5 protein-coding genes are annotated in these 26,631 nt (G+C 58.3%); 1 reads left to right on the top strand and 4 read right to left on the bottom strand.

Going from position 1 to position 26,631, the window contains the following annotated elements:
- Positions 1-161 precede the first annotated feature (161 nt).
- Positions 162-1,862, top strand: a complete 1,701-nt coding sequence (locus ACM615_RS21780; protein ID WP_431012519.1) for a lysophospholipid acyltransferase family protein — start codon at positions 162-164, stop codon at positions 1,860-1,862.
- A gap of 61 nt (positions 1,863-1,923) precedes the next feature.
- On the opposite strand, the gene ACM615_RS21775 is transcribed toward ACM615_RS21780, so the two are convergent.
- The 4 genes from ACM615_RS21775 to ACM615_RS21760 form a co-directional block, all read right to left on the bottom strand.
- Positions 1,924-2,928 (bottom strand): FKBP-type peptidyl-prolyl cis-trans isomerase N-terminal domain-containing protein, encoded by a 1,005-nt coding sequence (locus ACM615_RS21775; RefSeq protein WP_431012518.1) that lies wholly within the window; start codon positions 2,926-2,928, stop codon positions 1,924-1,926.
- A gap of 436 nt (positions 2,929-3,364) precedes the next feature.
- Positions 3,365-4,540 (bottom strand): HlyD family type I secretion periplasmic adaptor subunit, encoded by a 1,176-nt coding sequence (locus ACM615_RS21770; protein ID WP_113877249.1) that lies wholly within the window; start codon positions 4,538-4,540, stop codon positions 3,365-3,367.
- Positions 4,540-6,726, bottom strand: a complete 2,187-nt coding sequence (locus ACM615_RS21765; protein ID WP_240783269.1) for a type I secretion system permease/ATPase — start codon at positions 6,724-6,726, stop codon at positions 4,540-4,542. The genes ACM615_RS21770 and ACM615_RS21765 overlap by 1 nt, the downstream gene beginning before the upstream one ends.
- Positions 6,727-6,832: 106 nt before the next feature.
- On the bottom strand, positions 6,833-26,617 hold the full coding sequence (locus ACM615_RS21760; protein WP_431012517.1) for an Ig-like domain-containing protein: 19,785 nt from the start codon (positions 26,615-26,617) through the stop codon (positions 6,833-6,835).
- Positions 26,618-26,631 lie beyond the last annotated feature (14 nt).

Raw genomic sequence — 26,631 nt, 5'->3', positions numbered from 1 at the left:
TGCGAAGCCGTAAATGAGTCTTTGACTTTATTAGCAATTGATGACTTTCGCAACAAATTGAACCGCTGTTTTATTCAGGCTTCCCCGTACTGCCATCAAAGTGACACATCACTGTCATGCGCCCTGATTATGGTCGGGAGACTTCAACCGGAGGACATCCTATGTTCAGCATGGATACCCTGTTTCAGGATCTCGACCCGCAGCACAAAACCCCTTCCTGGCAACGCCGTCTGTTAAAAATCTTATTCCGCGAAAAAGAATTTCACCGCTTTGCCAGTCAGTATCAGCACCTGAAAGGGATTGATATGGCCGAGCAGGTGCTGGAGCATTTTACTATTCGCTGTGAACTGACGGAACGTGACCGCGAGCAAATCCCGAGTTACGGGCCGGTGGTGATTGTCGCCAACCATCCGATTGGTACGCTCGACGGTCTGGCGCTGCTGCACGCGGTGGCGTCGGTGCGTCCGGATGTCAAAGTGGTGGCGAACCAGCTGTTGTCGCTGGTGTCCTCGCTGGGCAGTTTGATGATCCCGGTGGACAATATGGGCAACCGCACGCGGCGCAATCAGGTGACACAGATGCAGGAACACCTGGAGAATCAGGGCGTGCTGATTGTGTTCCCGGCGGGTGAAGTCTCCCGCATGAGTTCCAAAGGCGTGCGCGACGGCAAATGGCACACCGGTTTTCTGCGTCTGGCGGCCAAAGCCCGTGCGCCGGTGGTGCCGGTACATATCAGCGGCAGCAACAGCGCGCTGTTTTATCTCACGTCGATGATTTACCGCCCGCTCAGTACGCTATTGCTGGTGCATGAAATGTTCGGCCAGCGCGGCAACAGCCTGACGCTGAAAATTGGCTCACGCATTCCGTACTCCAGCTGGCACGACGGACAAATGCAGGCGGGCGATCTGGCGGCGCGTTTTCGTAAACATCTTTACCGCCTCGGCGCAGGTAAACCGGGGCTGTTCCACACTGAAACGTCAATTGCCCGTGCGGAAGATCGCGCCGTACTGAAACATGCACTGGAAGCCAGTGAAGTGCTGGGCAAAACGCCGGACGGCAAAATGATTTATCTCTATCGTCGTCACGGCGAGGATTACGTCCCCGTTCTGCGCGAGCTGGGGCGTCTGCGGGAAATTGCGTTCCGCGCCGTCGGTGAAGGCAGCGGTCGCCGCCGTGATCTCGATGGCTACGACGATGATTATTATCATCTGGTGTTATGGGATCCGCAGGCGCTGGAAATCGTCGGCGCTTACCGGTTTATCCCGACCGCCGATCAGGTCGCCAGCAAAGGACTGAACGGGATCTACAGCCAGAGTCTGTTCCAGTACGGCCATCAGATGGACCCGATTCTGGCGCAGGGCATCGAACTCGGACGCAGCTTTATTCAGCCCGCTTACTGGGGCAAACGCGGGCTGGATTACCTGTGGCTGGGCATTGGCGCGTATCTGGCGAAATATCCGCAGACGCGTTATCTGTTTGGTCCGGTGTCGATTTCCGGCGGAATGCCGCTGCCCGCCCGCGATTTGCTGGTAGCGTTTTATCGCCTGTATTTTGCGCCGGCGTTACCGCTGGCGACCTCGCGCCGCCCGTATCCGGCTTCGCTGCCCGATGTGCTGGCACAGTTTTGCGGCGACGATTATCAGGAAGATTTGCTACGTCTGAAGCGCTTACTGACCAATCTCGGATGCAGTATTCCGGCGCTGTATAAGCAGTATTCAGAACTATGTGAAAGCGGCGGCGTGCAGTTCATTGATTTCGGCAGCGACCCCGAATTCAACAACTGTATTGATGGTCTGGTGCTGGTGGATCTCAGCCAGCTAAAACCGGCAAAGTACGAACGGTATATTGCTGTGCATCACTGATTCAGCTGGCTGAACACCAGAAACGGGGCCTGCTGACCCCGTTGCTTAAAGAACGAAAATCTTACTTCGACTGATTCACATCAACCACGGAAATGGTGTAAATCACGACGTTATTCAGCGGCGATTCACCCCTGGCGTCTTTGGCTTTTTCCAGCGTCGCCGGTGGGATCACCACGGTAATCTGCCCCCCTTTGCGGATCAGTTTTACGCTGTCGCGCAGCACCGGCGGCATAGTGGCCACGCGGAAAATTTCGTTGGCATTATCGATCTTTGGTGCATCCACGACGGTGCCATCGACCAGTACCCCCTGGTAGTTCACCTGTACGGTATCGGTGTCTTTCAGCGCAGCGCCTTCCCCTTTATTGTCAATGAAATACAGCAGACCCTGCCTGGTCTTTTTGACGCCTTCGCGTTTGGCAAACGCATCGACATAGGCCTTATCTTCCGCCTGTTTCTTCTCGTTTTGCGCCTGCGTCAGCACTTTAACCTGCTCATCAAACGCGGACATGGTCGCCCGGATATCTTCGTCGGTCATTTTCCCCTGATGGGCGAACGTATCGGCGATACCCGCCAGCAGGATGTTTTTATTCAGCGTGATATGCAGGCTTTTCTGATTAGCGAGCTGCTCTTCGATAAAGTGCGCCAGCATGACACCGCTGGCATACGCGCGTTTCTGCTCTTCACTGTCGGGCATCTGCGCCGGTGCCGGGGCTATTCCGGCGGCGTTAATGCTTTCGGCGGTGACCTCTTCCGGGATGATATTTTTTGCCGGTTCCGGTGCCGGAGGCGTGATGTCTGCCGGAGCGGTTGGCAACGTCGCTTCAACAGCCGGTGCTTGGGTGGCTACTGGCTCAGGCGTCTGTTCTGGTGCGGGAACAGGTGCAGATGCAGGTGCGGGAACAGGTTCTGGATCTACGGTGGGTGCCGGAGCAGGAGCCACAACCGGTGCCGTCGCTGATGGCGTCACTGGCGCCGCGGCCGGTTCAGTTGCACTGGCAGATAGCATCATTCCTGACATCATCAGGGCACTGAACAGGTAAATTCCTTTTTTGCGGGAGAGAGACATAAGGTTCCTTGAAAGAGTTAAGTTTTACAAAACGGATAATATTGCATAACACTTGTCATACAATAATCTTCAGGATCGGATATTTTAAAATTACGTGGCGGCATTCTATATTTAACATTGAAAATATAAAGTCTTTAATATGTAAATTTTCATATAAAAATAAACCAACACTCCGATTTATCTTCGTTAAACATTATTAACCGCCAGGATCTCATTTCTATTTATAGGAATTTTCCCGTCCGGCACATTTTTCAAAATAATCATCAACCATCGCCATTTTCAGCAGCAGATCATGACCCATGTAATTACGCCCGTTGAAAGTATTTTGTAAAACGACGACCGCGTTTTTATGTTTCTTGCCGAAGCTGAAATGGCGCAGTAATGAAAAAAAACTGCAGCACTCAGGCTGCAGTTTTTCAGAGGGCGGGAAGGAAGATTAACGCTCCCTGAGCGCTTCGTTCATTTTGTTCAGCGGCTTCAGCAGATAATCAAGAATGCTTTTGTTGCCGGTTTTGATATCCACCGTCGCGATCATGCCGGGGAAAATATAAAACTTTTCGTGGTGTTTGTTTTCCAGATAATTGGCGCTGGTTTTGATATTCACCCGGTAATAGTAAACATCACGGCGCACTTCATCCTGGATCGTGTCCGGAGAAATGGTGGTCACTTCGCCGTCGAAACTGCCGTAGATGGAATAGTCATAGGCGGTAATCTTCACTTTGGCTTTTTGCCCCGGATGAATAAACGCCACATCACGCGGAGAAATCTGCGCTTCCACCAGCATCTGATCGTCGATCGGAACCAGCGTCATCAGCTTGCCATTCGGCGGGATCACGCCGCCGACGGTATTAACGTCGATATTCTTCACAATCCCTTTGACCGGCGAGAAGAATTCCAGACGATTCAGTGAGTCTTTACGCCCTAAAATCACCGAGCGCTGCGCTTCAATCTCGGCGTTGGCTTTTGCCAGCTCTTCACCGGCGCGCACGTGATACTGCGTTTCGAGATCGGTCGCCTTGCTTTCCATTTCATTAATCTGGCGTTGCAGACGCAGCACTTCCACGTCACTGGCCGCGCCCTGTTTGACCAGCGGCACGGTCATCGACAGCTCACGACGGATCAGCGTCACGCCCTGTTTCAGGCCAGTTAACTGCTTTTCCAGACTGTTGCGGCTGGAGTTATACAGTTCAGTTTCCGATTTCACCAGCTCCGGCTCGTCATCCAGCTCTTGCGGAAACACCAGCGGCGTGTTGTTGATCTGCGCCGTCAAACGCGCCGCGGTCGCCAGCGCGGCATGTAAACGCGCCACGCTTTCCTGGACGCCGGATTCGGTTTTGGTCCGGTCTAGCTGAGCCAGACGCTGCCCGCGTTCCACCACTTCGCCTTCCTGCACGTCGATGCTGTGAACAATCCCGCCTTCCAGCGACTGCACGATCTGCTCGTGAGAAGAAGGAATGACTTTACCGGTGCCGGTGGTGACTTCATCCAGGGTGTAGAAATTCGCCCACAGGAAAAAACACAGCAGCATCAGCGATAAGGCCCACACCAGAAGGGTGGAGCGTGGCAGTGCTTTTTCTGCCTGCTGGCGCTGGAATGATGTGCGTCCGTTCATCATGATGCCTCCTGTTTAACCGGCGGTTTCACGGGCTGTTGCGCCGCTGCCGGTGCCTGTCCTTTTTGCCTGAAATGCTTGTTGAGGATTTCGTCTTTATTACCGTCGAGAGAAATGCGCCCGTTATCCATGACGATGATGCGATCCACCAGCTGTAATAGCGCCAGACGGTGCGTGGCGACGACCAGCGTTTTGTCTTTTGCCCAGCCGGAGAGCTGATTGATCAGATTCCATTCAGAAATCTCATCCAGCCATGCGGTCGGTTCATCGAGCAAAAGAACCTGCGGCTGGGTGATGATATTACGCGCCAGCAACAGTGCCTGACGCTGACCGCCGGAAAGTCCGACACCGCCTTCATGAATGAGGAAATTCAGACCGTTCTCTTTTTGCTGCACAAACGTCAGCGCACCGCTGATGACCAGCGCCTGATGAATTTCTTCGTCAGTGGCCTGCGGGCGTCCCATAGTGATGTTGTCGCGCACCGACCCGAAGAACAGGCTGGCATTCTGGTTATGCAGCGCGACGTCACGGCGTAAATCCGCCGGATCAATCTGTTTAATATTGACGTTATCGAGCACCACCTGCCCTTGCTGAACCTGCTGCATACCCGCCAGCACCTGCAACAGCGTCGATTTCCCCGCCCCGTTTTTGCCCAGCACGGCGATTTTCTCACCCGGTTTGATGTGCAGTTTTGCAATGGTCAGATTGGCGACTTTCTCTTCCTCATCGTAATAAAACACCGCGTCATGCAGCGCGTAGTCGCCGGTGATTTGCGCCTTGTGGACCATCTTCTGACCGTCTTCCTGATCAATCGGGCGCTGCATCAGTTCATCCAGCCCTTTACGCGCGACTTTCGCCTGCTGCCAGCGGGAAAGTACGCCGGAAATCTGCGCCAGCGGCGCAATGGTACGTGAGGCCAGAATCGTGGTGCCGACCAGCGCACCGGTGGTCATATCGCCGCTCATCACCAGATAACACCCGACCAGCAGCACCACGGCGTAGACGATGGACTGCACTTCCTGCGTCCAGGTCATCAGCATGCTGGTCAGAAAACGCTGACGCATACTGATATCCGCCGACACTTCATTGCAGTGATTCCACTGGTTCTGAAAACGTTGTTCGGCGCGCATGAGTTTGATGTCTTCCAGAGATTCCACCGCTTCCACCAGCGAGGCATTACGCACCGCCGATTCTCGCATCCCTTCACTGGCCAGTTTCGCCAGTGGTTTCTGGATCAGTAATCCGGGGATCAGCAACAGCGGCAGCGCCAGTAATACGACAAACACCAGCGGACCGCCAATCATCCACAAAATCACCGTGAACAGCAGGAAGAACGGCAGGTCGGCCATCACGCTGATGGTGGTCGAGGTGATCAGTTCACGTACCGATTCCAGCTCGCGGATTTGCGAAATAAAGGAGCCGGTGGATTTGGAACGGGCACCGTTTTTAATGCGCAGCGCGCGGCCAAAAACGCGGTCGGAAATACGCAAATCGGCGCGTTTACCCACAACGTCCGAAATATGCACGCGCACCATGCGCATCACAAATTCAAAGGTGATCGCCAGCATCACACCGGCAAATAACACCCACAGTGTCGGGATAGATTGCGACGGCACCACGCGGTCATACACCTGCATGGAAAACAGCATGCCCGCCAGCGCCAGCACGTTGGCAATCATCGACGCCAGCATGATGTCGCTGTAACGACGCCAGTCTTTCAGTGCCAGATCCCAAAACCAGTTTTTCTTGTACGGTTTGATGTAGTTATCAACGCGCGCATCAGGAATGGTATGCAGCGGTCGCAGCAGCGTGATGCTCTGCGCCCGCTCAGAAAGTTGTTCAGACGTGAGGGTGGTTTCCAGCCCGTTATCTTCAGTAAATTGCACGGCGCACTGGCCGCTGGCGTCCAGATGTGTCACCACACCCAGCCGGCCGTTATCGAGCGTGACCACAAACGGCACACTGACCGGATCCAGATCACGCGGATGCAAATCACGCGTCACGCGCCCCAGCCCGAGTTTTTTGGCCATTTCATCAAGCACGACGTCAGCCGGTGAACCCATTTCCCACGCGATGGTGGCTTTAACGTGTTCTTCTGAATAATCCAGACGGTAGTGTTTCGCGATATCGAGCATGGCTTTCAGCCAGGCGGTGTAGCCTTTATCTAACATGGTCTCTTTTTTCATCTTCATTCTTCCCTAATTCATTCTTCCTTCACGCTCATTCCGGAACATGAACAGGCCATCCGCAGAAGCGGAACAGGGTATTTCCCCTGCTCCGCTCTGCGACTGATTAACCGACAATCAGCTGATGGTTCGCCAGCAACGTCGCCAGATCGGTATGCACGTTATTCAGCGTGGCGATGGTCGTCATCGACTGCGCTGAACCACTGCCATCCATATCCACCTTGATGACGGTATTGTTGCCTTCTGTGGTCACCGACAGGTAATCGGTGATGTTGCCCGCCGAGGCATCGAGCGTCGCCACGCCATTGACGTAGCTGGCCGAGCCCGTGCCGGTGTAACCGCCGGACTGCAACAGCTCGCTCAGATCCAGACGGTCTGAGTTCGCCGTGCCTTCCCATGTGCCGACCGTAAAGCCGTTGATGGTATCCGAGCCGTTACCGCCGGTGGCGTCAGCGCTGTCCAGCAACTTGTACAGCAGCGTGTCGTGCCCGCCGTTGCCTAAGTTGAAGGTATCGTTGCCGCCGCGCCCTTCGAACACGTTATCGCCCGCACTGCCGGTGAACACATCGTCATAGTTCGATCCGGCAATCCCTTCGATATCCCTGAAGGTTGACGTGTTGAACCCGGTGTTCTGCGCGTTACTGCTGCTCAGATCCACTGTGACGCCGCTGGTGGCATTGCGGAAATCGACGATGTCCTGACCGCCGGTGGCGCTCCATGTCGCATGGTCTGACGTGGTGCTCCAGCCGCCGGAGCCGTTGTACACATAGGTGCCGCTTTCCGCGATAAATGTATCGTTGTAGCCGGTACCGGTGATCGTCCCGCTGTTACCGCCGGTTGCCGCATCTGCGGTTAACGAGTAGCTGCTGGTGCCATCGCCTGCGGTCAGGTCATTCCAGGTCGCATTGGATGACACGCCGTTGATGTTACGTACCAGCACTGCCGAATAGGTTTCATTCGGATCCAGCCCGTAGAAATTCACCAGCGCCGAGGCATCGTTAATACCGATACCTGACTGGGCGTTGATGATCTGTGAGGCCACCAGTTCACCGGCAGAGTTATAAAGCTGCACGGTGTTGCCGTAGAACACGTTCATCCCTTCGCCGTCGAGAATGCGCAGGTGGATCGCCGTGCCGTCAGCAATCGTGCTGTTGTTAGCGATGTACACCACTTTGCCGTTAGCCTGCGATACCAGCAGATCCTGCGTCCCGTTCCAGTCGTAATCGAGGGTCGCAATCCCCGTCACGTTGACCAGTGACGAAGCCAGCGCGCTGCTGGTCCAGCCCTTGCCGGTGCCGTCGTTAAGATACAGCGTGGCCTTCTGGCTGCCGGAATAGGTGCTGAACTTGATGATGTCCATATCACCGTCACCGTCCCAGTCCACGGCGGCTGACAGATAACCGCCCGCTGACGAGTTAGTGGTGGCTGTCTCAACCTGCGTGGTGGAACTCAACAGATTGCCGTTACCGTCGTTGTAGTAGATCACCCCGCCGTAGTTGGTGGAGGAACCCGAGTTACGGCTGGTCGCCAGATACAGGTCCATGTACCCGTCTCCGTTGAAATCACCCCAGGTCATCGACGCCGCGCTGGTCTGATTGTTTTCATTCGGGACAAAGACGTTCGCCAGAACCTGCGTTTCGGTCAGCGTGCCGGAGCCATTGTTGCTGGCAACCGACAGGGCATACACGCCGCTGCGGTTGGTGTGCTGAACGATGTCCACGGTACCGTCGTTGTTGATATCCACACCGGAGATTTCACGATAAGAAATCCCGGCCAGACCTGCCGCACCATTGGTACCATCGACGGTCAGCACGCCATTGTTATTGACCAGATAGGTACGGGAGTCGCCGCCCGAATCGCCGTATGCCAGATCAATCCAGCCATCGCCGGTTTTATCGTAAGCAATCACGCCGCCCCAGTAGATCAGCACGCCCGTTCCCTGAACACCCTGCGTATACGTCCCGTCCGTATTGGCCTTCCACATCACCTGCTGATAGTTGGTGTAAATGGTTTCTGACGCATAAATATCAGACGTGCCGTTACGGTCGGTATCTGCCAGGGTATAACTCACCACATAGTTACCGCGGGAGTTGGTCAGCGTGGTGGCGGTATAGTTGTTCAGTCCCGTACTGCTGTAGTCCGACATGCCAGAAACAATGTTCCACAAGCCGTTACTGTTCAGGCTGAATGCCAGCGAGTTGGTGTAAGCGCCGCTGGCCGTGGTCGCCCAGCTGGTGTCCACCGCCGTTTCTGCATAAATCACTACCGCGCTGGTGCTGATGCCGGCATCGTTACCGTTACCTGCGCTGCTTCTGACCTGCGCGGTCACGTCATAACTTGCCAGTCCGAGCGCGCCCGGCACCTGCAGATACCAGGTGTTGTTCAGCGGATCGACCACCACGGCGCCGCCGGTTTCCGACGTGTAGGTCACGCCGTTCACCACCACCTGCACATACATCCCTTCGCCCAGTGCTTCGGACAAGGTACCGCTGATGATCGGCGTCGTATCCTGCGTAGATTCCGGCGTCACGGTGGCAATCGTGGTCGGAATCGACGTATCTACCGTCAGGGTGAAATCAGTGGACGACGTGGTGTTCCCCGCCAGATCCTGCGATTTCGCCACATAGATATACGTGCCGTCCGCCAGCGCTGAATCGGAGAAGGTCCACGCCAGACCGACCACCGTGGCGACGCCGACATACACGCCGTTACGGTAGATTTTCAGCACTTCGCCATCGGCCAGCGCCTTGCTCAGCGTGCCGCTCAGCGTCGGTGCAGTTTCATCGGTGTACGTGCCGGAACCGAACGAACCCGTGCGATCGCCTTCGTCATCGGAATACTGAACGATGGTCGCCACGGCTTCAGGGTTCAGCGTGTCAATAACCACGGTCTGGCTGCCGATGGTGCCGATGTTGCCCGCCTGATCGATAACCCGAACCTGCACGTTGTAATTACCGTCCGCCAGCACGGTGCCGGTCGCGTCATAGCTCCAGCCCAGACCGTTCACCACCACGTCAGACCAGGTTTTACCGCCGTCGAGGCTGATTTGCGCCCTTTCATCGGTGGCGAGTGCCGCGCTCAGTGAACCGGTCATCGTCAGCGTATTGTCGCTGGTGATGAAGTCACTGGCGGAATCGCCGGTATCATTGCTGATCGCTTCAATGGTGATGATTTGCGTCGGCGCGGTGGTGTCAATCGTCACCACCTGCTGCGCGGTCTGACCGACGTTCCCGGCCTGATCCACCACGCGAACCTGATACAGCGTCTGCCCGTCAGTCAGCGTGCGGCCATCAACGTAAGTCCAGGTGCTGCCCTGAAGCGTCACGGTGGTCCAGGTTGCGCCGTTATCGATGCTGATCTGCACCACTTCACCCGGACTCAGTTCCGCGCCAATTGACCCTTTGACCGTCAGCGAGGTATCGCTGGTGACAAAATCGCTGGCAGAAGAACCGGTGTCCGTCGTGATGCTGTCGATGGTCACGGTTTTGCTGCTGTCCGGCGCAGTGGTATCGACGGTAACCACTTTCGAGGTCACGTTACCGACGTTACCCGCCGCATCGACCACGCGGACGTTGTAGGTGTAATCACCGTCAGTCAGCGTGCGGCCATCGGTAAATGTCCAGCTGGTGCCGATCGTCGTCGCGTTCGCCCACGTCAGACCGCCGTCGACACTCACCTGCACCACTTCGTCGGCAGCCAGCGTTGCGCCAAGCGAACCGGTGACGGTCAGCGAGGTGTCACTGGTTACGAAGTCAGTGCTGCTCAGACCGGTATCCGTGCTGATGGCATCAACGCTGACCGTTTTGCTGCTGTCCGGTGCGGTAGTATCAATCGTGACCACCTGACTGGCGGTCGCGCCGACGTTACCGGCCAGATCCACCACCCGCATCTGGTAGTTGTAATCCCCGTCGGTCAGCGTGCGCCCGTCGATGTACGTCCAGGTCAGGCCGCTGATACTGACGTCATTCCAGGTCGTGCCACCGTCGAGGCTGATTTGTGCGTACTCATCCGCCCCCAGCGCCGCACCGAGCGTGCCGCGCAGGTTGATGGTGGTGTCGCTGGTGATAAAGTCGCTGCTGCTCAGGCCGGTATCCTGCGAAATCGCATCGATACTGATGGTCTGGCTGGCGTCCGGTGCCACGGTGTCAATCACCACCGTCTGCGACGCCGTTGATCCGACGTTACCCGCCGCGTCAATCACCCGCACGTTATAGGTGTAACTGCCATCCGCCAGCGCGCTTCCCTGCGCGTAGCTCCAGGTGGTTCCGGTCACGGTCAGCGTGGTCCAGGTCACCCCGCCATCCAGGCTGATTTGCGCGGACTCGTTGTTACCCAGAGCCGCAGACAACGCGCCTTTGAGCGTGATGGTGTTATCGCTGGTCACGAAATCGCTGGTGCTGCGACCGGTGTCATCGCTGACCGAATCAATGCTGATGGTCATCGATGGCGCGGTGGTATCGACCGCAATGTCGTGGCTGGCCGAACCGCTGTTACCGATGCTGTTGGTGACCGATGCCGTGATGCTGTAATTCTCACCATCCGCCAGCGCGTTCACGGCATTGGCGCTCAGGTTCAGCGTCCAGGTCTGATCGTTTGCCACCTGCGTGGTGTACGTCACGCCGTTCAGGGTCACGGTCACGGTCGAACCGGCCGCTGCGGTTGAGGTACCGGTAATGGCCAGCGGACCACTGTGTTCCGCCGCGCTGACCACATCGTCCTGCGCGAAGGTGTTGATGGTGATTTCAGGTACGGCACCGCTGAGGCTGACAGAAGAATCTGTCGCCGCCGGATTACCCGCCACATCTTTCACGGATGCAGTGACGGTATAACTGCCGTCTGCCGCGCCGTTGAAATCCGCCGCAGGCACATTCACGCTCCACGTGCCGCCGGTAGTGACGGTGGCGTGGTATTCGCGATTGTTAAAGGTCACGGTGACAATCTGTCCCGCTTCCGCCGACGTGGTGCCGCTGATGGTCTGACCCGCCAGCTGCTCGGTTGTGTTGATGATGTCATCACCGGCGATGGTGCTGATGGTCAGCGTTGGCGCAACCGTATCGACAATCACTGAGGTATTGGCAGATGCCGGATTCCCCGCCACGTCGGTGGTGCTGGCGGTGACCGTCAGCGTGCCGTCTTTCAGGGCGGCCACGTCGTCCGCCGGAACATTCACCGACCAGGTGCCGTTGGTATTCACGGTGGTGGTGTAGGTTTCATTGTTGAGCGTCACGCTGACCGTCTGACCCGGCTGCGCGGTAGACGTACCGCTGAGCGTCAGCGGCTGGCCCAGTTCGGCGGCATTCAACATGCCATCGGCAGTGACCGGATTGATCAGCAGCGCAGGCGCGGTAGCATCAACCACCACGTTGTGCGTCGTGCTGGCCGTATTGCCCGCCGCATCGCTGGCACTGGCGCTCACGGTGTAATTACCGTCCGCAATCGCCGCCAGATCGGTTGACGGAACGCTCAGCGTCCATGCGCCGTTCGCGCCGACTTCTGCGGTATAACTTTTCCCGTTCAGCACCACAGTCACTTCAGTACCCGTCGCCAGCATGTCGCTGCCGCCAGAAATCGTCAGGCTGGTGCCCTTTTCCGCCGCATTGATAATGTCGTCCTGCGCAATCGTGTCGATGCTCAGGCTGACCGCACTGGTATTCACGGTGATCAGGTGATCGCTGCTGCCGGTGTTCCCCGCACTGTCGGTGATGCTGACAGAAATCGTGTTCTCGCCGGAGGCCAGCCCCTTAATCACACTTGCCGGAACGCCGACACTCCAGTTACCGCTGGCATCCACCACCGTGGAATAGGTGACTCCGCCAATCACCAGCGTGACCAGGTTGCCCGGCTGGGTGCCGGTGCTGCCGCCGGTAATCACCTGTGCCTGCGAGTGTTCCGCCGCGTTGATCACATCGTCGCCCGCCACCGTATTCACGCTGACGACCGGCGCAGTGATATCAACCAGAATGGAACCGCTGACAGAAGAGCTGTTGCCCGCCACGTCTTTCACCGTCGCGTTCACAGAATAGGTGCCGTCAGTCAGTGCCGAGGCGTCCGCCGCCGGAACCGACGTGCTCCAGGTGCCGTCAGTGCCGACGGTCGCGGTGTATTCATTGCCGTTCAAAGTGACAGTGACGATCTGACCGGCTTCGGCGGTAGACGTGCCGCTCAGCACCACGTCCGCGCCCGCTTCCGCGCTGTTCAGCACGTTATCACCGGCGATGGTGTTGATGGTGATAGCTGGCGCAGAGGCATCCACTTCGGCGGTATTCGCCGCACTCGCGCTGTTACCTGCCACATTGGTAACGCTGGCGGTTGCGGTGACGTCGCCGTCTTTCAGGCTGGTCATATCGCCTGCCGGAACTTTCACGCTCCAGCTGCCGTTGTCCTGCACGGTCGCGGTGTACGTATGACCCGCAAAGTTCACGGTTACGGTCTGACCGGCTTCGACGTTTTGGGTTGAACCGCTCAGCGTCAGGTCTGCCGCTTTTTCGGCGGCATTGATCATGTCGTCCACCGCGATGGTATCCACGGAGATCGCCACGCTGCTCAGATCCACGGTGACATTATTCGAAATCGTCACTGAGTTACCCGAAGCATCGCTGCCGGTCACGCTGATATTCAACGCACCCGCTGGCCAGTTCGCCACATCAGAAGAAGGAACCGCCGCAGACCACGCGCCGTTCGCGCCGACGGTCGCCTGATAATCGACGCCGTTGATGGTCACGGTGACACTGCTGCCCGCTGCGATATCGGTGCTGGTGCCGCTGACGATCTGGTTCTGCTGGATCTCGATGCTGTTGACGACATCGTCGCCAGCCACGGTGTTGATACGCAGACCCGGCAGACCGGCGTCGATATTGATCTCGCGATCGGCGCTGCCGGTGTTGCCGTGCTGATTGGTCACGCTGGCGGAAATCGTCAGGTCGCCGTCGCCAAATCCTTTCAGGTCGGCAGAAGGTACGCTGACGCTCCAGCTCAGGTCGTTCTGCACTTCAGCGGTGTAAGTTTTGCCGCCCAGCGTAAGGGTGACGGTGTCGCCCGCTGCGGCGTTGGTAACCTTGCCGCTGATGGTCTGATCGGCGTTGATTTCAGTGGCGTTAACGATGTTATCTGTGGCGACCGGGCTGATGCTCACGGACGGCAGCGAACTGTCGACCAGAACATCGTGCGTGGTGCTGCCGGTGTTGCCCGCCGCGTCGATGCTGCTGGCGGTCAGGGTGTAATCCGCTTCGCCGAGTTTCGCGACGTCGGAAGCCGGAACGTTCAGCGTCCACGCGCCGTTGCTGACGGTCGCGGTGTAGTTCTGGCCGTTGAGATTCAGCGTAATCACGCTGCCGTCCGCGCCGTTGCTGGTACCGCTGACGGTCAGGGCTTCGCCTTTCTCGATGGCGTTGATCACGTCGTCGGCTGCAACGGTGTTAATGGTCAGAACCGGCGCAACGGTATCAACCGTGACGTCGTGTGTAATTGAACCGTCGTTGCCTGCGGCATCTTTCACAGAAGCCGTTACGGTATAGCTTCCGTCGGTCAGGGTGCTGACCACGTTCGCCGGAACCCCGACGCTCCAGTTGCCATTGGCATCCACAGCGGCGGTGTAGCTGTGGCCGTCGATGTCAACGGTCACCAGACCGCCCGCCGGAACGCCCGTGGAACCACCGGAGATCATCAGGTTCTGCTGATGCTCCTGCGCGTTGATCACGTCGTCGGCGGAAACGGTGTTAATAGTCAGAGCTGGCGCAGTGATATCCACCAGCACCGAACCGCTGACGCTGCTGCTGTTACCGGCGACATCTTTCACCGTGGCATTCACAGAGTACGTGCCATCAGTCAGCGCCGAGGCGTCCGCCGCCGGAACCGACGTGCTCCAGCTGCCGTCGGTGCCGACGGTCGCGGTGTAATCTTTGCCGTTCAGGGTGAGGGTCACCACCTGACCCGCTTCGGCGGTAGACGTCCCGCTCAGTACCACATCTGCACCGGCTTCCGCGCTGTTGAGCACATTGTCACCGGCGATGGTATTGATGGTGATGGCTGGAGCAACGGTATCAACCGTCACATCCTGTGCCGCACTGGCGCTGTTACCGGCAGTGTTGGTTACCGACACCTGAATTGAGGCATCGCCATCTTTCAGCAGGGTCATATCCGCAGCCGGAACGGTCAGGCTCCATGTCCCACCGGTTTGCACCTGAGTGGTGTAGCTGTGACCCGCAAAAATAACAGTCACCGTCTGACCAGCTTCAACGTTTAACGTAGTACCGCTCAGGGTTAAATCTGCCGCTTTCTCTGCGGCATTCAGCATGTTGTCAGTGGAAACCGTATCGATGGCGATACTGACGCTGCTGAGATCAACGGTGATGTCATTGCTGATGGTGACGCTGTTGCCCGCTGTACTGGTGCCGCTCACAGAGACCGTCAGCTCACCGGCAGGCCAGTTCGCCACGTCAGCCGCAGGAACTGCCGCTGACCACTTGCCGCCTGCGCCGACGGTCGCCGCATAATCGACGCCGTTGATGGTCACGGTCACGCTGCTGCCCGCGGCCAGACCGGTGCTGGTACCGCTGACAATCTGGTTCTGATTAATTTCGATGCTGTTGACGATATCGTCGCCGGCAATGGTGTCGATGCGCAGACCCGGGATTGCCGCATCAATGACGATATCGCGTTCACCGGAACCGCTGTTGCCGCTGGTGTTGGTCACGCTGGCGGAAATGTTCAGGCTGCCGTCGCCCATGGCGGCCAGATCGGCTGCCGGAACGGTCAGGCTCCAGGAGAGATCGTTCTGCACCTCTGCGGTGTAGGTTTTACCGCCCACGGTCACGGTGACGGTTTGTCCCGCTTCCGCATGTGTGACGGTGCCGCTGATCACCTGATCCTGCGTGATTTCAGTGGCGTTGATCACGTCATCACCGGCGACCGTATTAATGGTCACCGCCGGGCTGTCGGAGGAGGTTTGCAGCGTTTTAGCCGAAGACCCGCTGTTGCCATAAACGTCGGTGCCGCTGACGCTGACCTGATAAAGCGCCTGCCCCAGGTTCGCCAGATCGCTGGCCGGAATATCTGCACTCCAGACGCCGCCGTTGACGGTACCCTGATAGTTCAGGCCGTTAAGCGTCACGATAACTGTCGCGCCATCAGCCAGCCCTGTCACCGTACCGGTGACAGTCAGCGTGGTCTGCGCTTCGGCAGCGTTAAGAATGTTATCGCCACCCGCCATGTCATTGATGACAAATACCGGCGCAGTGGTTTCCACCGTCACGTCACGACTGGCAGAACCGGTATTTCCGGCAGTGTCCGTAACCTTCGCGGTGATGGTGTAGCTGCCATCATTCAGGCCGCTGACCACATTCGCCGGAACCCCGACGCTCCAGTTACCCGAGCCATCACTGACCGCACGGTAATCGACGTTGTTGATGGTCACCGTGACCACAGAACCCGCGTCCACACCGCTTACGGTGCCGCTGATCACCTGCGCCTGTCCGTGTTCGGTGCTGTTGATGACGTTATCGCCCGCCACGGTATTAATCGTGACTTCCGGCGCGGTCAGATCAACCTGCGCGGTGCCGGTGGCGGTCGCCGGATTACCTGCGATATCGCTGACGCTGGCGGTCAGGGTATAAGAACCGTCGCCCAGATCGGAGAACACGCTGTTCGGCACGCCGGTTGTCCAGGTGCCGTCTGCGGCTACCGTCGCGGTGTAAGTTTCACTGCCCAGCGTGATAGTGACTGTCTGCCCGGCCTGCGCCGTACTGGTGCCGCTGAGTGTGACCTCAGTACCCGCATTGATGGCGGTCAGCACATCACTGGCGCTGATGGTTTGAATAGTTACCGTCGGTGCAGACGCGTCCACTTCCGCCGTATTCGCCGCGCTGGCGCTGTTACCCGCGACGTTAGTGACGCTTGCTGTTGCGGTGACGTCGCCGTCTTTCAGGCTGGTCATGTCGCCAGCCGGAACTTTCACGCTCCAGCTGCCGTTGTCCTGCACAGTCGCGGTATAGGTGTGACCCGCGAAATTCACGGTCACGGTCTGACCGGCTTCGACGTTTTGGGTTGAACCGCTCAGCGTCAGGTCTGCCGCTTTTTCGGCGGCATTGATCATGTCGTCCACCGCGATGGTATCGACGGTGATCGCCACGCTGCTCAGATCGACGGTGACGTTGTTCGAAATCGTCACTGAGTTACCTGAAGCATCGGTGCCGGTCACGCTGATATTCAACGCACCCGCAGGCCAGTTCGCCACATCAGAAGAAGGAACCGCCGCAGACCACGCGCCGTTCGCGCCGACGGTCGCCTGATAATCGACGCCGTTGATGGTCACGGTCACGCTGCTACCTGCTGCGATATCGGTGCTGGTGCCGCTGACAATCTGGTTCTGATTAATCTCGATGCTGTTGACGACATCGTCGCCCGCCACCGTATCAATGCGCAGACCCGGCAGACCGGCGTCGATATTGATCTCACGATCGTTGGTGCCGGTGTTGCCGTGCTGATTGGTCACGCTGGCGGAAATCGTCAGGTCGCCGTCGCCAAATCCTTTCAGATCGGCAGAAGGTACGCTGACGCTCCAGCTCAGGTCGTCCTGCACTTCAGCGGTGTAAGTTTTGCCGCCCAGCGTAAGGGTGACGGTATCGCCCGCTGCGGCGTTGGTGACTTTGCCGCTGATGGTCTGATCGGCGTTGATTTCAGTCGCGTTAACGATGTTATCGGTGGCGACCGGGCTGATGCTCACGGACGGCAGCGAACTGTCGACCAGCACGTCGTGCGTCGCGCTGCCGGTGTTGCCCGCCGCGTCGGTGCTGCTGGCGGTCAGGGTGTAATCCGCTTCGCCGAGTTTCGCGACATCGGACGCCGGAACGTTAAGCGTCCACGCGCCGTTAGTAACCGTTGCGGTGTAGTTCTGCCCGTTGAGATTCAGCGTAATCACGCTGCCGTCCGCGCCGTTGCTGGTGCCGCTGACGGTCAGCGCTTCGCCTTTTTCGATGGCGTTGATCACATCGTCGGCTGCAACGGTGTTAATGGTCAGAACCGGCGCAACGGTGTCGACAGTGACGTTGTGGGTGACGGAACCGTCGTTGCCTGCGGCATCTTTCACAGAAGCCGTTAAGGTATAGCTTCCGTCGGTCAGGGTGCTGACCACGTCCGCCGGAACCCCGACGCTCCAGTTGCCATTGGCATCCACGGCGGCAGTATAACTGTGGCCGTCGATTTCAACGGTCACCAGACCGCCAGCCGGAACGCCCGTGCTGCCACCGGAGATCAACAGGTTCTGCTGATGCTCCTGCGCGTTGATCACGTCGTCGGCGGAAACGGTGTTGATAGTCAGAGCTGGTGGAGTGATATCCACCAGCACCGAACCGCTGACAGAAGAGCTGTTACCGGCGACATCTTTCACCGTGGCATTCACAGAGTACGTGCCGTCAGTCAGCGCCGAGGCGTCCGCCGCCGGAACAGAAGTGCTCCAGGTGCCGTCAGTGCCGACGGTCGCGGTGTAATCTTTGCCGTTCAGGGTGATGGTCACCACCTGACCGGCTTCTGCCGTCGACGTGCCGCTCAGTACCACATCTGCACCGGCTTCCGCGCTGTTGAGCACGTTATCACCGGCGATGGTGTTGATGGTGATGGCTGGCGCAGAGGCATCCACTTCGGCGGTATTCGCTGCGCTGGCGCTGTTACCTGCCACGTTGGTAACGCTTGCTGTTGCAGTGACGTCGCCGTCTTTCAGGCTGGTCATATCGCCTGCCGGAACCTTCACGCTCCAGCTGCCGTTGTCCTGCACAGTCGCGGTGTACGTATGACCCGCAAAGTTCACGGTCACGGTCTGACCGGCTTCGACGTTTTGGGTTGAACCGCTCAGCGTCAGGTCTGCCGCTTTTTCGGCGGCATTGATCATGTCGTCCACCGCGATGGTATCCACGGTGATCGCCACGCTGCTCAGATCGACGGTGACGTTGTTCGAGATGGTCACTGAGTTACCCGAAGCATCGCTGCCGGTCACGCTGATATTCAACGCACCCGCAGGCCAGTTCGCCACGTCCGCTGCCGGAACCGCAGCAGACCACGCGCCGTTCGCGCCAACGGTCGCCTGATAATCGACGCCGTTGATGGTCACGGTGACTGAACTTCCTGCGGCGATATCGGTGCTGGTGCCGCTGACAATCTGGTTCTGCTGGATCTCGATGCTGTTGATCACATCGTCGCCAGCAACGGTATCAATACGCAGACCCGGCAGACCGGCGTCAATGTTGATCTCACGCTCGTTGGTGCCGGTGTTGCCGTGCTGATTAGTGACGCTGGCGGAAATCGTCAGGTCGCCGTCGCCGAACCCTTTCAGATCCGCAGAAGGTACGCTGACGCTCCAGCTCAGGTCACTTTGTACTTCAGCCGTATAGGTTTTGCCGCCCAGCGTAAGGGTGACGGTATCGCCCGCCGCCGCGTTGGTGACCTTCCCGCTGATCAGCTGATCGGCGTTGATTTCCGTCGCGTTAACGATGTTGTCAGTGGCGACCGGGCTGATGCTCACGGACGGCAGCGAACTGTCGACCAGAACATCGTGCGTCGTGCTGCCGGTGTTACCCGCCGCGTCAGTGCTGCTGGCGGTCAGGGTGTAATCCGCTTCACCGAGTTTCGCGACGTCGGATGCCGGAACGTTCAGCGTCCACGCGCCGTTGCTGACGGTCGCAGTGTAGTTCTGGCCGTTGAGGTTCAGCGTAATCACGCTGCCGTCCGCGCCATTGCTGGTGCCGCTGACGGTCAGGGCTTCGCCTTTTTCGATGGCGTTGATCACGTCGTCGGCTGCAACGGTGTTAATGGTCAGAACCGGCGCAACGGTATCAACCGTGACGTCGTGCGTGACGGAACCGTCGTTGCCTGCGGCATCTTTCACAGAAGCCGTTACGGTATAGCTTCCGTCGGTCAGGGTGCTGACCACGTTAGCAGGAACCCCGACGCTCCAGTTGCCGTTCGCATCCACGGCGGCGGTGTAGCTGTGGCCGTCGATGTCAACGGTCACCAGACCGCCCGCCGGAACGCCTGTGCTGCCACCGGAGATCATCAGGTTCTGCTGATGCTCCTGCGCGTTGATCACGTCGTCGGCGGAAACGGTGTTGATAGTCAGAGCTGGCGCAGTGATATCCACCAGAACCGAACCGCTGACAGAAGAGCTGTTGCCCGCCACGTCTTTCACCGTCGCGTTCACAGAGTACGTGCCGTCAGTCAGCGCCGAGGCGTCCGCCGCCGGAACAGACGTGCTCCAGGTGCCGTCGGTGCCAACGGTCGCGGTGTAATCTTTGCCGTTCAGGGTGAGGGTTACCACCTGACCCGCTTCGGCGGTAGACGTCCCGCTCAGTACCACATCTGCACCGGCTTCCGCGCTGTTGAGCACGTTGTCACCGGCGATGGTGTTGATGGTGATAACCGGCGCAGACGCGTCCACTTCCGCCGTATTCGCTGCGCTGGCGCTGTTGCCTGCCACATTGGTAACGCTGGCGGTGGCGGTGACGTCGCCGTCTTTCAGGCTGGTCATATCTCCTGCCGGAACTTTCACACTCCAGCTGCCGTCGGTGCCAACGGTCGTAGTGTAAGTGTGACCCGCGAAGTTCACGGTCACGATCTGACCGGCTTCGACGTTTTGCGTCGACCCCGTCAGCGTCAGATCTGCCGCTTTTTCTGCCGCATTGATGATGTCGTCCACCGCGATGGTATCCACGGTGATCGCCACGCTGCTCAGATCGACGGTGACGTTGTTCGAGATGGTTACGCTGTTGCCGGACACGTCGGTGCCGGTCACGCTGATATTCAACGCACCCGCAGGCCAGTTCGCTACATCAGAAGAAGGAACCGCCGCAGACCACGCGCCGTTCGCGCCGACGGTCGCCGCATAATCGACGCCGTTGATGGTCACGGTGACTGAACTTCCCGCTGCGATGTCGGTGCTGGTGCCGCTGACAATCTGGTTCTGATTAATCTCGATGCTGTTGACGACATCGTCGCCAGCCACCGTATTGATGCGCAGACCCGGCAGACCGGCGTCGATGTTGATCTCGCGATCGTTGGTGCCGGTGTTGCCGTGCTGATTGGTCACGGATGCGCTGATAGTCAGGTCACCGTCGCCGAACCCTTTCAGATCCGCAGAAGGTACGCTGACGCTCCAGCTCAGGTCGTTCTGCACTTCAGCGGTGTAAGTTTTGCCGCCCAGCGTAAGGGTGACGGTATCGCCCGCCGCCGCGTTGGTGACCTTGCCGCTGATGGTCTGATCGGCGTTGATTTCCGTCGCGTTAACGATGTTGTCGGTGGCGACCGGGCTGATGCTCACGGACGGCAGCGAACTGTCGACCAGAACATCGTGCGTGGTGCTGCCGGTGTTGCCCGCCGCGTCAGTGCTGCTGGCGGTCAGGGTGTAATCCGCTTCGCCGAGTTTCGCGATGTCGGACGCCGGAACGTTCAGCGTCCACGCGCCGTTGCTGACGGTCGCAGTGTAGTTCTGGCCGTTGAGATTCAGCGTAATCACGCTGCCGTCCGCGCCGTTGCTGGTACCGCTGACGGTCAGGGCTTCACCTTTCTCGATGGCGTTGATCACGTCATCAGCAGCCACGGTATTGATAGTCAGAACCGGCGCAACGGTGTCGACAGTGACGTCGTGGGTCACGGAACCGTCGTTGCCTGCGGCATCTTTGACGCTTGCGCTGACGGTGTAGGAACCGTCGGTCAGGGTGCTGACCACGTCCGCCGGAACCCCGACGCTCCAGTTGCCATTGGCATCCACGGCGGCGGTGTAGCTGTGGCCGTCGATGTCAACGGTCACCAGACCGCCAGCCGGAACGCCCGTGGAACCGCCGGAGATCATCAGGTTCTGCTGATGCTCCTGCGCGTTGATCACGTCGTCGGCTGACACGGTGTTGATGGTCAGAGCTGGCGCAGTGATATCCACCAGAACCGAACCACTGACGCTGCTGCTGTTACCGGCGACATCTTTCACCGTGGCGTTCACAGAGTACGTGCCGTCGGTCAGCGCCGAGGCGTCCGCCGCCGGAACTGAAGTGCTCCAGCTGCCGTCAGTGCCAACGGTCGCGGTGTATTCATTGCCGTTCAAAGTGACAGTGACGCTCTGACCGGCTTCGGCGGTAGATGTCCCGCTCAGCACCACATCTGCACCGGCTTCCGCGCTGTTGAGCACATTGTCACCGGCGATGGTATTGATGGTGATGGCTGGCGCAGACGCGTCCACTTCCGCCGTATTCGCTGCGCTGGCGCTGTTACCCGCGACGTTAGTGACGCTTGCTGTTGCGGTGACGTCGCCGTCTTTCAAACCGGTCATATCGCCTGCCGGAACTTTCACGCTCCAGCTGCCGTCGGTGCCGACGGTTGCGGTATAGGTGTGACCCGCGAAATTCACGGTCACGGTCTGTCCGGCTTCGACGTTTTGCGTCGACCCCGTCAGCGTCAGATCTGCCGCTTTTTCGGCGGCATTGATCATGTCGTCCACCGCGATGGTATCGACGGTGATCGCCACGCTGCTCAGATCGACGGTGACGTTATTAGAAATCGTCACTGAGTTACCCGAAGCATCGGTGCCGGTCACGCTGATATTCAACGCACCCGCTGGCCAGTTCGCCACGTCCGCTGCCGGAACCGCCGCAGACCACGCGCCGTTCGCGCCGACGGTCGCCTGATAATCGACGCCGTTGATGGTCACGGTCACGCTGCTGCCCGCTGCGATATCGGTGCTGGTGCCGCTGACAATCTGGTTCTGATTAATCTCGATGCTGTTGACGATATCGTCGCCCGCCACCGTATCAATGCGCAGACCCGGCAGACCGGCATCGATATTGATCTCACGATCGTTGGTGCCGGTGTTGCCGTGCTGATTAGTGACGCTAGCGGAAATCGTCAGGTCGCCGTCGCCGAACCCTTTCAGGTCCGCAGAAGGTACGCTGACGCTCCAGCTCAGGTCACTTTGTACTTCAGCCGTATAGGTTTTGCCGCCCAAAGTAATGGTGACGGTATCGCCCGCCGCCGCATTGGTGACCTTCCCGCTGATGGTCTGATCGGCGTTGATTTCAGTGGCGTTAACGATGTTATCTGTGGCGACCGGGCTGATGCTCACGGACGGCAGCGAACTGTCGACCAGCACGTCGTGAGTCGTGCTGCCGGTGTTGCCCGCCGCGTCGGTGCTGCTGGCGGTCAGGGTGTAATCTGCTTCGCCCAGTTTCGCGACGTCGGACGCCGGAACGTTCAGCGTCCACGTGCCGTTAGTAACCGTTGCGGTGTAGTTCTGGCCGTTGAGGTTCAGCGTAATCACGCTGCCGTCGGTACCATTGCTGGTGCCGCTGACGGTCAGGGCTTCACCTTTTTCGATGGCGTTAATCACGTCATCGGCCGCAACGGTATTGATAGTCAGAACCGGCGCAACGGTGTCGACAGTGACGTCGTGCGTGACGGAACCGTCGTTGCCTGCGGCATCTTTGACGCTTGCGCTGACGGTGTAGGAACCGTCGGTCAGGGTGCTGACTACATTTGCCGGTACGCCAACGCTCCAGTTGCCGTTCGCATCAACGGCTGCCGTGTAGCTGTGTCCGTCGATTTCAACGGTGACTAATCCGCCCGCCGGAACGCCTGTGGAACCGCCGGAGATCATCAGGTTCTGCTGATGCTCCTGCGCGTTGATCACGTCGTCGGCTGACACGGTGTTGATGGTCAGAGCTGGCGCAGTGATATCCACCAGAACTGAACCGCTGACAGAAGAGCTGTTGCCCGCCACGTCTTTCACCGTGGCATTCACAGAGTACGTGCCATCAGTCAGCGCCGAGGCGTCCGCTGCCGGAACAGAAGTGCTCCAGCTGCCGTCGGTGCCAACGGTCGCGGTGTAATCTTTGCCGTTCAAAGTGACAGTGACGATCTGACCGGCTTCGGCGGTAGATGTCCCGCTCAGCACCACATCTGCACCGGCTTCCGCGCTGTTCAGCACGTTGTCACCGGCGATGGTGTTGATGGTGATGGCTGGCGCAACGGTATCAACCGTCACATCCTGTGCTGCGCCCACGCTGTTGCCCGCCGCATTGGTCACACTGACGCTGACTGTCGCGTCACCGTCTTTCAGAGTGCGCATATCCGCTGCAGGAACAGTTACGCTCCAGATGCCGTCTGTGCCAACGGTCGCGGTATAGGTGTGACCCGCGAAATTCACAGTCACGATCTGACCGGCTTCGACGTTTTGGGTTGAACCGCTCAGCGTCAGGTCTGCCGCTTTTTCTGCTGCGTTTATGATGTCGTCTGCAGCAATCGTATCAATCGCAATGGCGAGGCTGCTCAGATCAACGGTCACGTTACTGGAGATGGTGACAGAGTTGCCGGAGACATCAGAGCCGCTGACGCTTATGGCAAGCTGACCCGCAGGCCAGTTCGCCACGTCCGCTGCCGGAACCGCCGCAGACCATGCGCCGTTCGCACCCACGGTCGCCTGATAATCCACGCCGTTGATGGTCACGGTGACTGAACTTCCTGCCGCGATGTCGGTGCTGGTACCGCTGACGATCTGGTTCTGCTGGATCTCGATGCTGTTGACGATATCGTCGCCCGCAACCGTATCAATGCGCAGACCCGGCAGACCGGCGTCGATGTTGATCTCGCGATCGTTGGTGCCGGTGTTGCCGTGCTGATTGGTGACGGATGCGCTGATAGTCAGGTCGCCGTCGCCGAACCCTTTCAGGTCCGCAGAAGGTACGCTGACGCTCCAGCTCAGGTCGTTCTGCACTGTCGCGGTATAGACATTGCCACCCACGGTGACAGTAACGACATCGCCCGCCGCCGCATTGGTGACCTTCCCGCTGATCAGCTGATCGGCGTCGATTTCAGTGGCATTAATAATGTCGTCGCCTGCCGTGACTGCAATGGTGACATTCGGCAGAACGGAGTCGACAACCACGTTGTGTGTGGCTGAACCGCTGTTACCTTCAGCGTCAGTGATGCTGGCGGAAAGGGTATAGGTTGCTTCGCCGAGTTTTGAAACATCGGTGGCCGGAACGGTGACCGTCCAGTTACCGCCGGATACGGTACCAGTGTAAGTAATGCCGTTCAGCGTCAGGGTAACCGGCGTGCCATCGGCACTGTTGCTGGTCCCGCTGATTTCCAGCGCTTCACCCTTTTCAATGGCATTAATGACGTCGTCGGTGGCAACGGTATTGATTGCCAGTTCCGGCACTTCTGAAGCAACCAGTACTGATGTTGACTGCGAGCCCGTGTTGCCCGCTTTATCAGTGATGCTGACGTTGACTTCGTAACTGCCATCCGCCAGTGAACTGAACACGGACGCCGGTAAACCGACACTCCATGAGCCATCAGCTGCCAGCGTGGTGGTATAAGTCTGGCCATTAATGAGCAGCGTCACGGTGTCGCCAGCTTCTCCACCGGTACTGGTGCCGCTGACGATTTGCGCCTGAGTTTGCTCTGCGCTGTTGAGGATATTGTCACCGGCGATGGTATTGATGGTGACGAACGGAACCGTCGTATCGACCAGTACATCGTGCGTGGTGGAGGTGCTGTTCCCCGCCGTATCGCTGACCGAGGCGCTGACAGTGACATTTCCGTCTTTGAGTACGCCCGCATGGGCAGCAGGGACATCCACCGACCAGTGACCATTGGCATCCACGGTTGCGCTGTAGGCGATACCGTTAAGCAGCAGCGTCACAACCTGCCCGGCTCCGGCATCCGACGTCCCGCTGAGCGTCAGTGGCTGACCTGCTTCTGCGGCATTGAGAATATCGTCTCCCGCGACAGTGTTAATCACCAGCGCAGGAAGATGGGTATCAACCGTTAAGGTCGAGCTGGAGGTAATGGTATTGCCCGCGCGATCCACGCCGCTGACCTGAACGGTATACACGCCGTCGGCAAGGGCCTGCGCATCCGCAGCCGGGACATTGACCGACCAGCTGCCGTCTGCCGCCACGGTGGTCTGCCAGCTTGAACCATTGAGGGAAACCGTCACGGTGGTTCCCGCGGCCAGATTCGCGCTTTGGCCAGACAGGGAAACATCTGCGCCCGCTTCTGCGGCATTCAGCACGTTATCTCCGGCCAGCGTATCGACACTCAGTGACGCTTTTTCGGTCACGATGTTGAGCGTAATGGAACCCGCGCTGGTGCTGGAACCATTGCTTTCCTGAACCACAATGTAGGTATGAGATCCCGCAGACTGAGGCGCGAGCTGCGCCGTCCACTGTCCGCTGGCATCGACCAGCGTCGTCGCGATAATTTTTCCGCTGGCATCCACAATAGAAATTTCAGCCCCCGGATTACCGGTGCCGGTGAAAGTAGGACGCACGTCATCGGTCACAGCCTGATTGGCAAGAATGCCCTGGCTGTCACCCTGCGTATCCGTCACCAGGAAGGTTGGACGGGCGACTTCGACATCTTTCGTGTTATCAATGACTTTTGTTTTTTCGTCACTGCCGCCGCTGTGGCCCAGCAACGCACCCACGGCACCTGCACCCAGCACGCCAGCCAGCAAATAGGGCCATTCAACACTGACTTCCGTGGTGCTGAGCAGTAAAGGTTCGAGGCCGGCGAGGGGCGTTTCAACCGCATGAACCGTAAAGGCAGCCGTATCATGCGCCGCTGTTGCATCGGTGAAATCAATTTCGGTCAGTTGCTGATTTTCATCCTGGAAAACCAGTTTATTTTCATTATCCTGACCGATATTCTCAAAATATCCTACACAACGGATGACCGAGCCATCCTGCATATGAATAATCAGGTCATTACCGCTACGTTCATAGCTGGCGACATTTTTCACCGAGTCATGAATAACCACGATGCCCGATTCGTTCATTGCGAGTGCCGTATTTCCCTGGGCAGTGAATTCGTTCTTCAGCGACGTTTTGCGAGAGATAATATCTATGCTTCTGCTCATGATATTGTCCTTAA

This window comes from Rahnella sp. PAMC25617, from assembly GCF_050606005.1.
Classification (GTDB): domain Bacteria; phylum Pseudomonadota; class Gammaproteobacteria; order Enterobacterales; family Enterobacteriaceae; genus Rahnella; species Rahnella variigena.
This window is presented reverse-complemented; position numbering and strand designations above follow the sequence as displayed.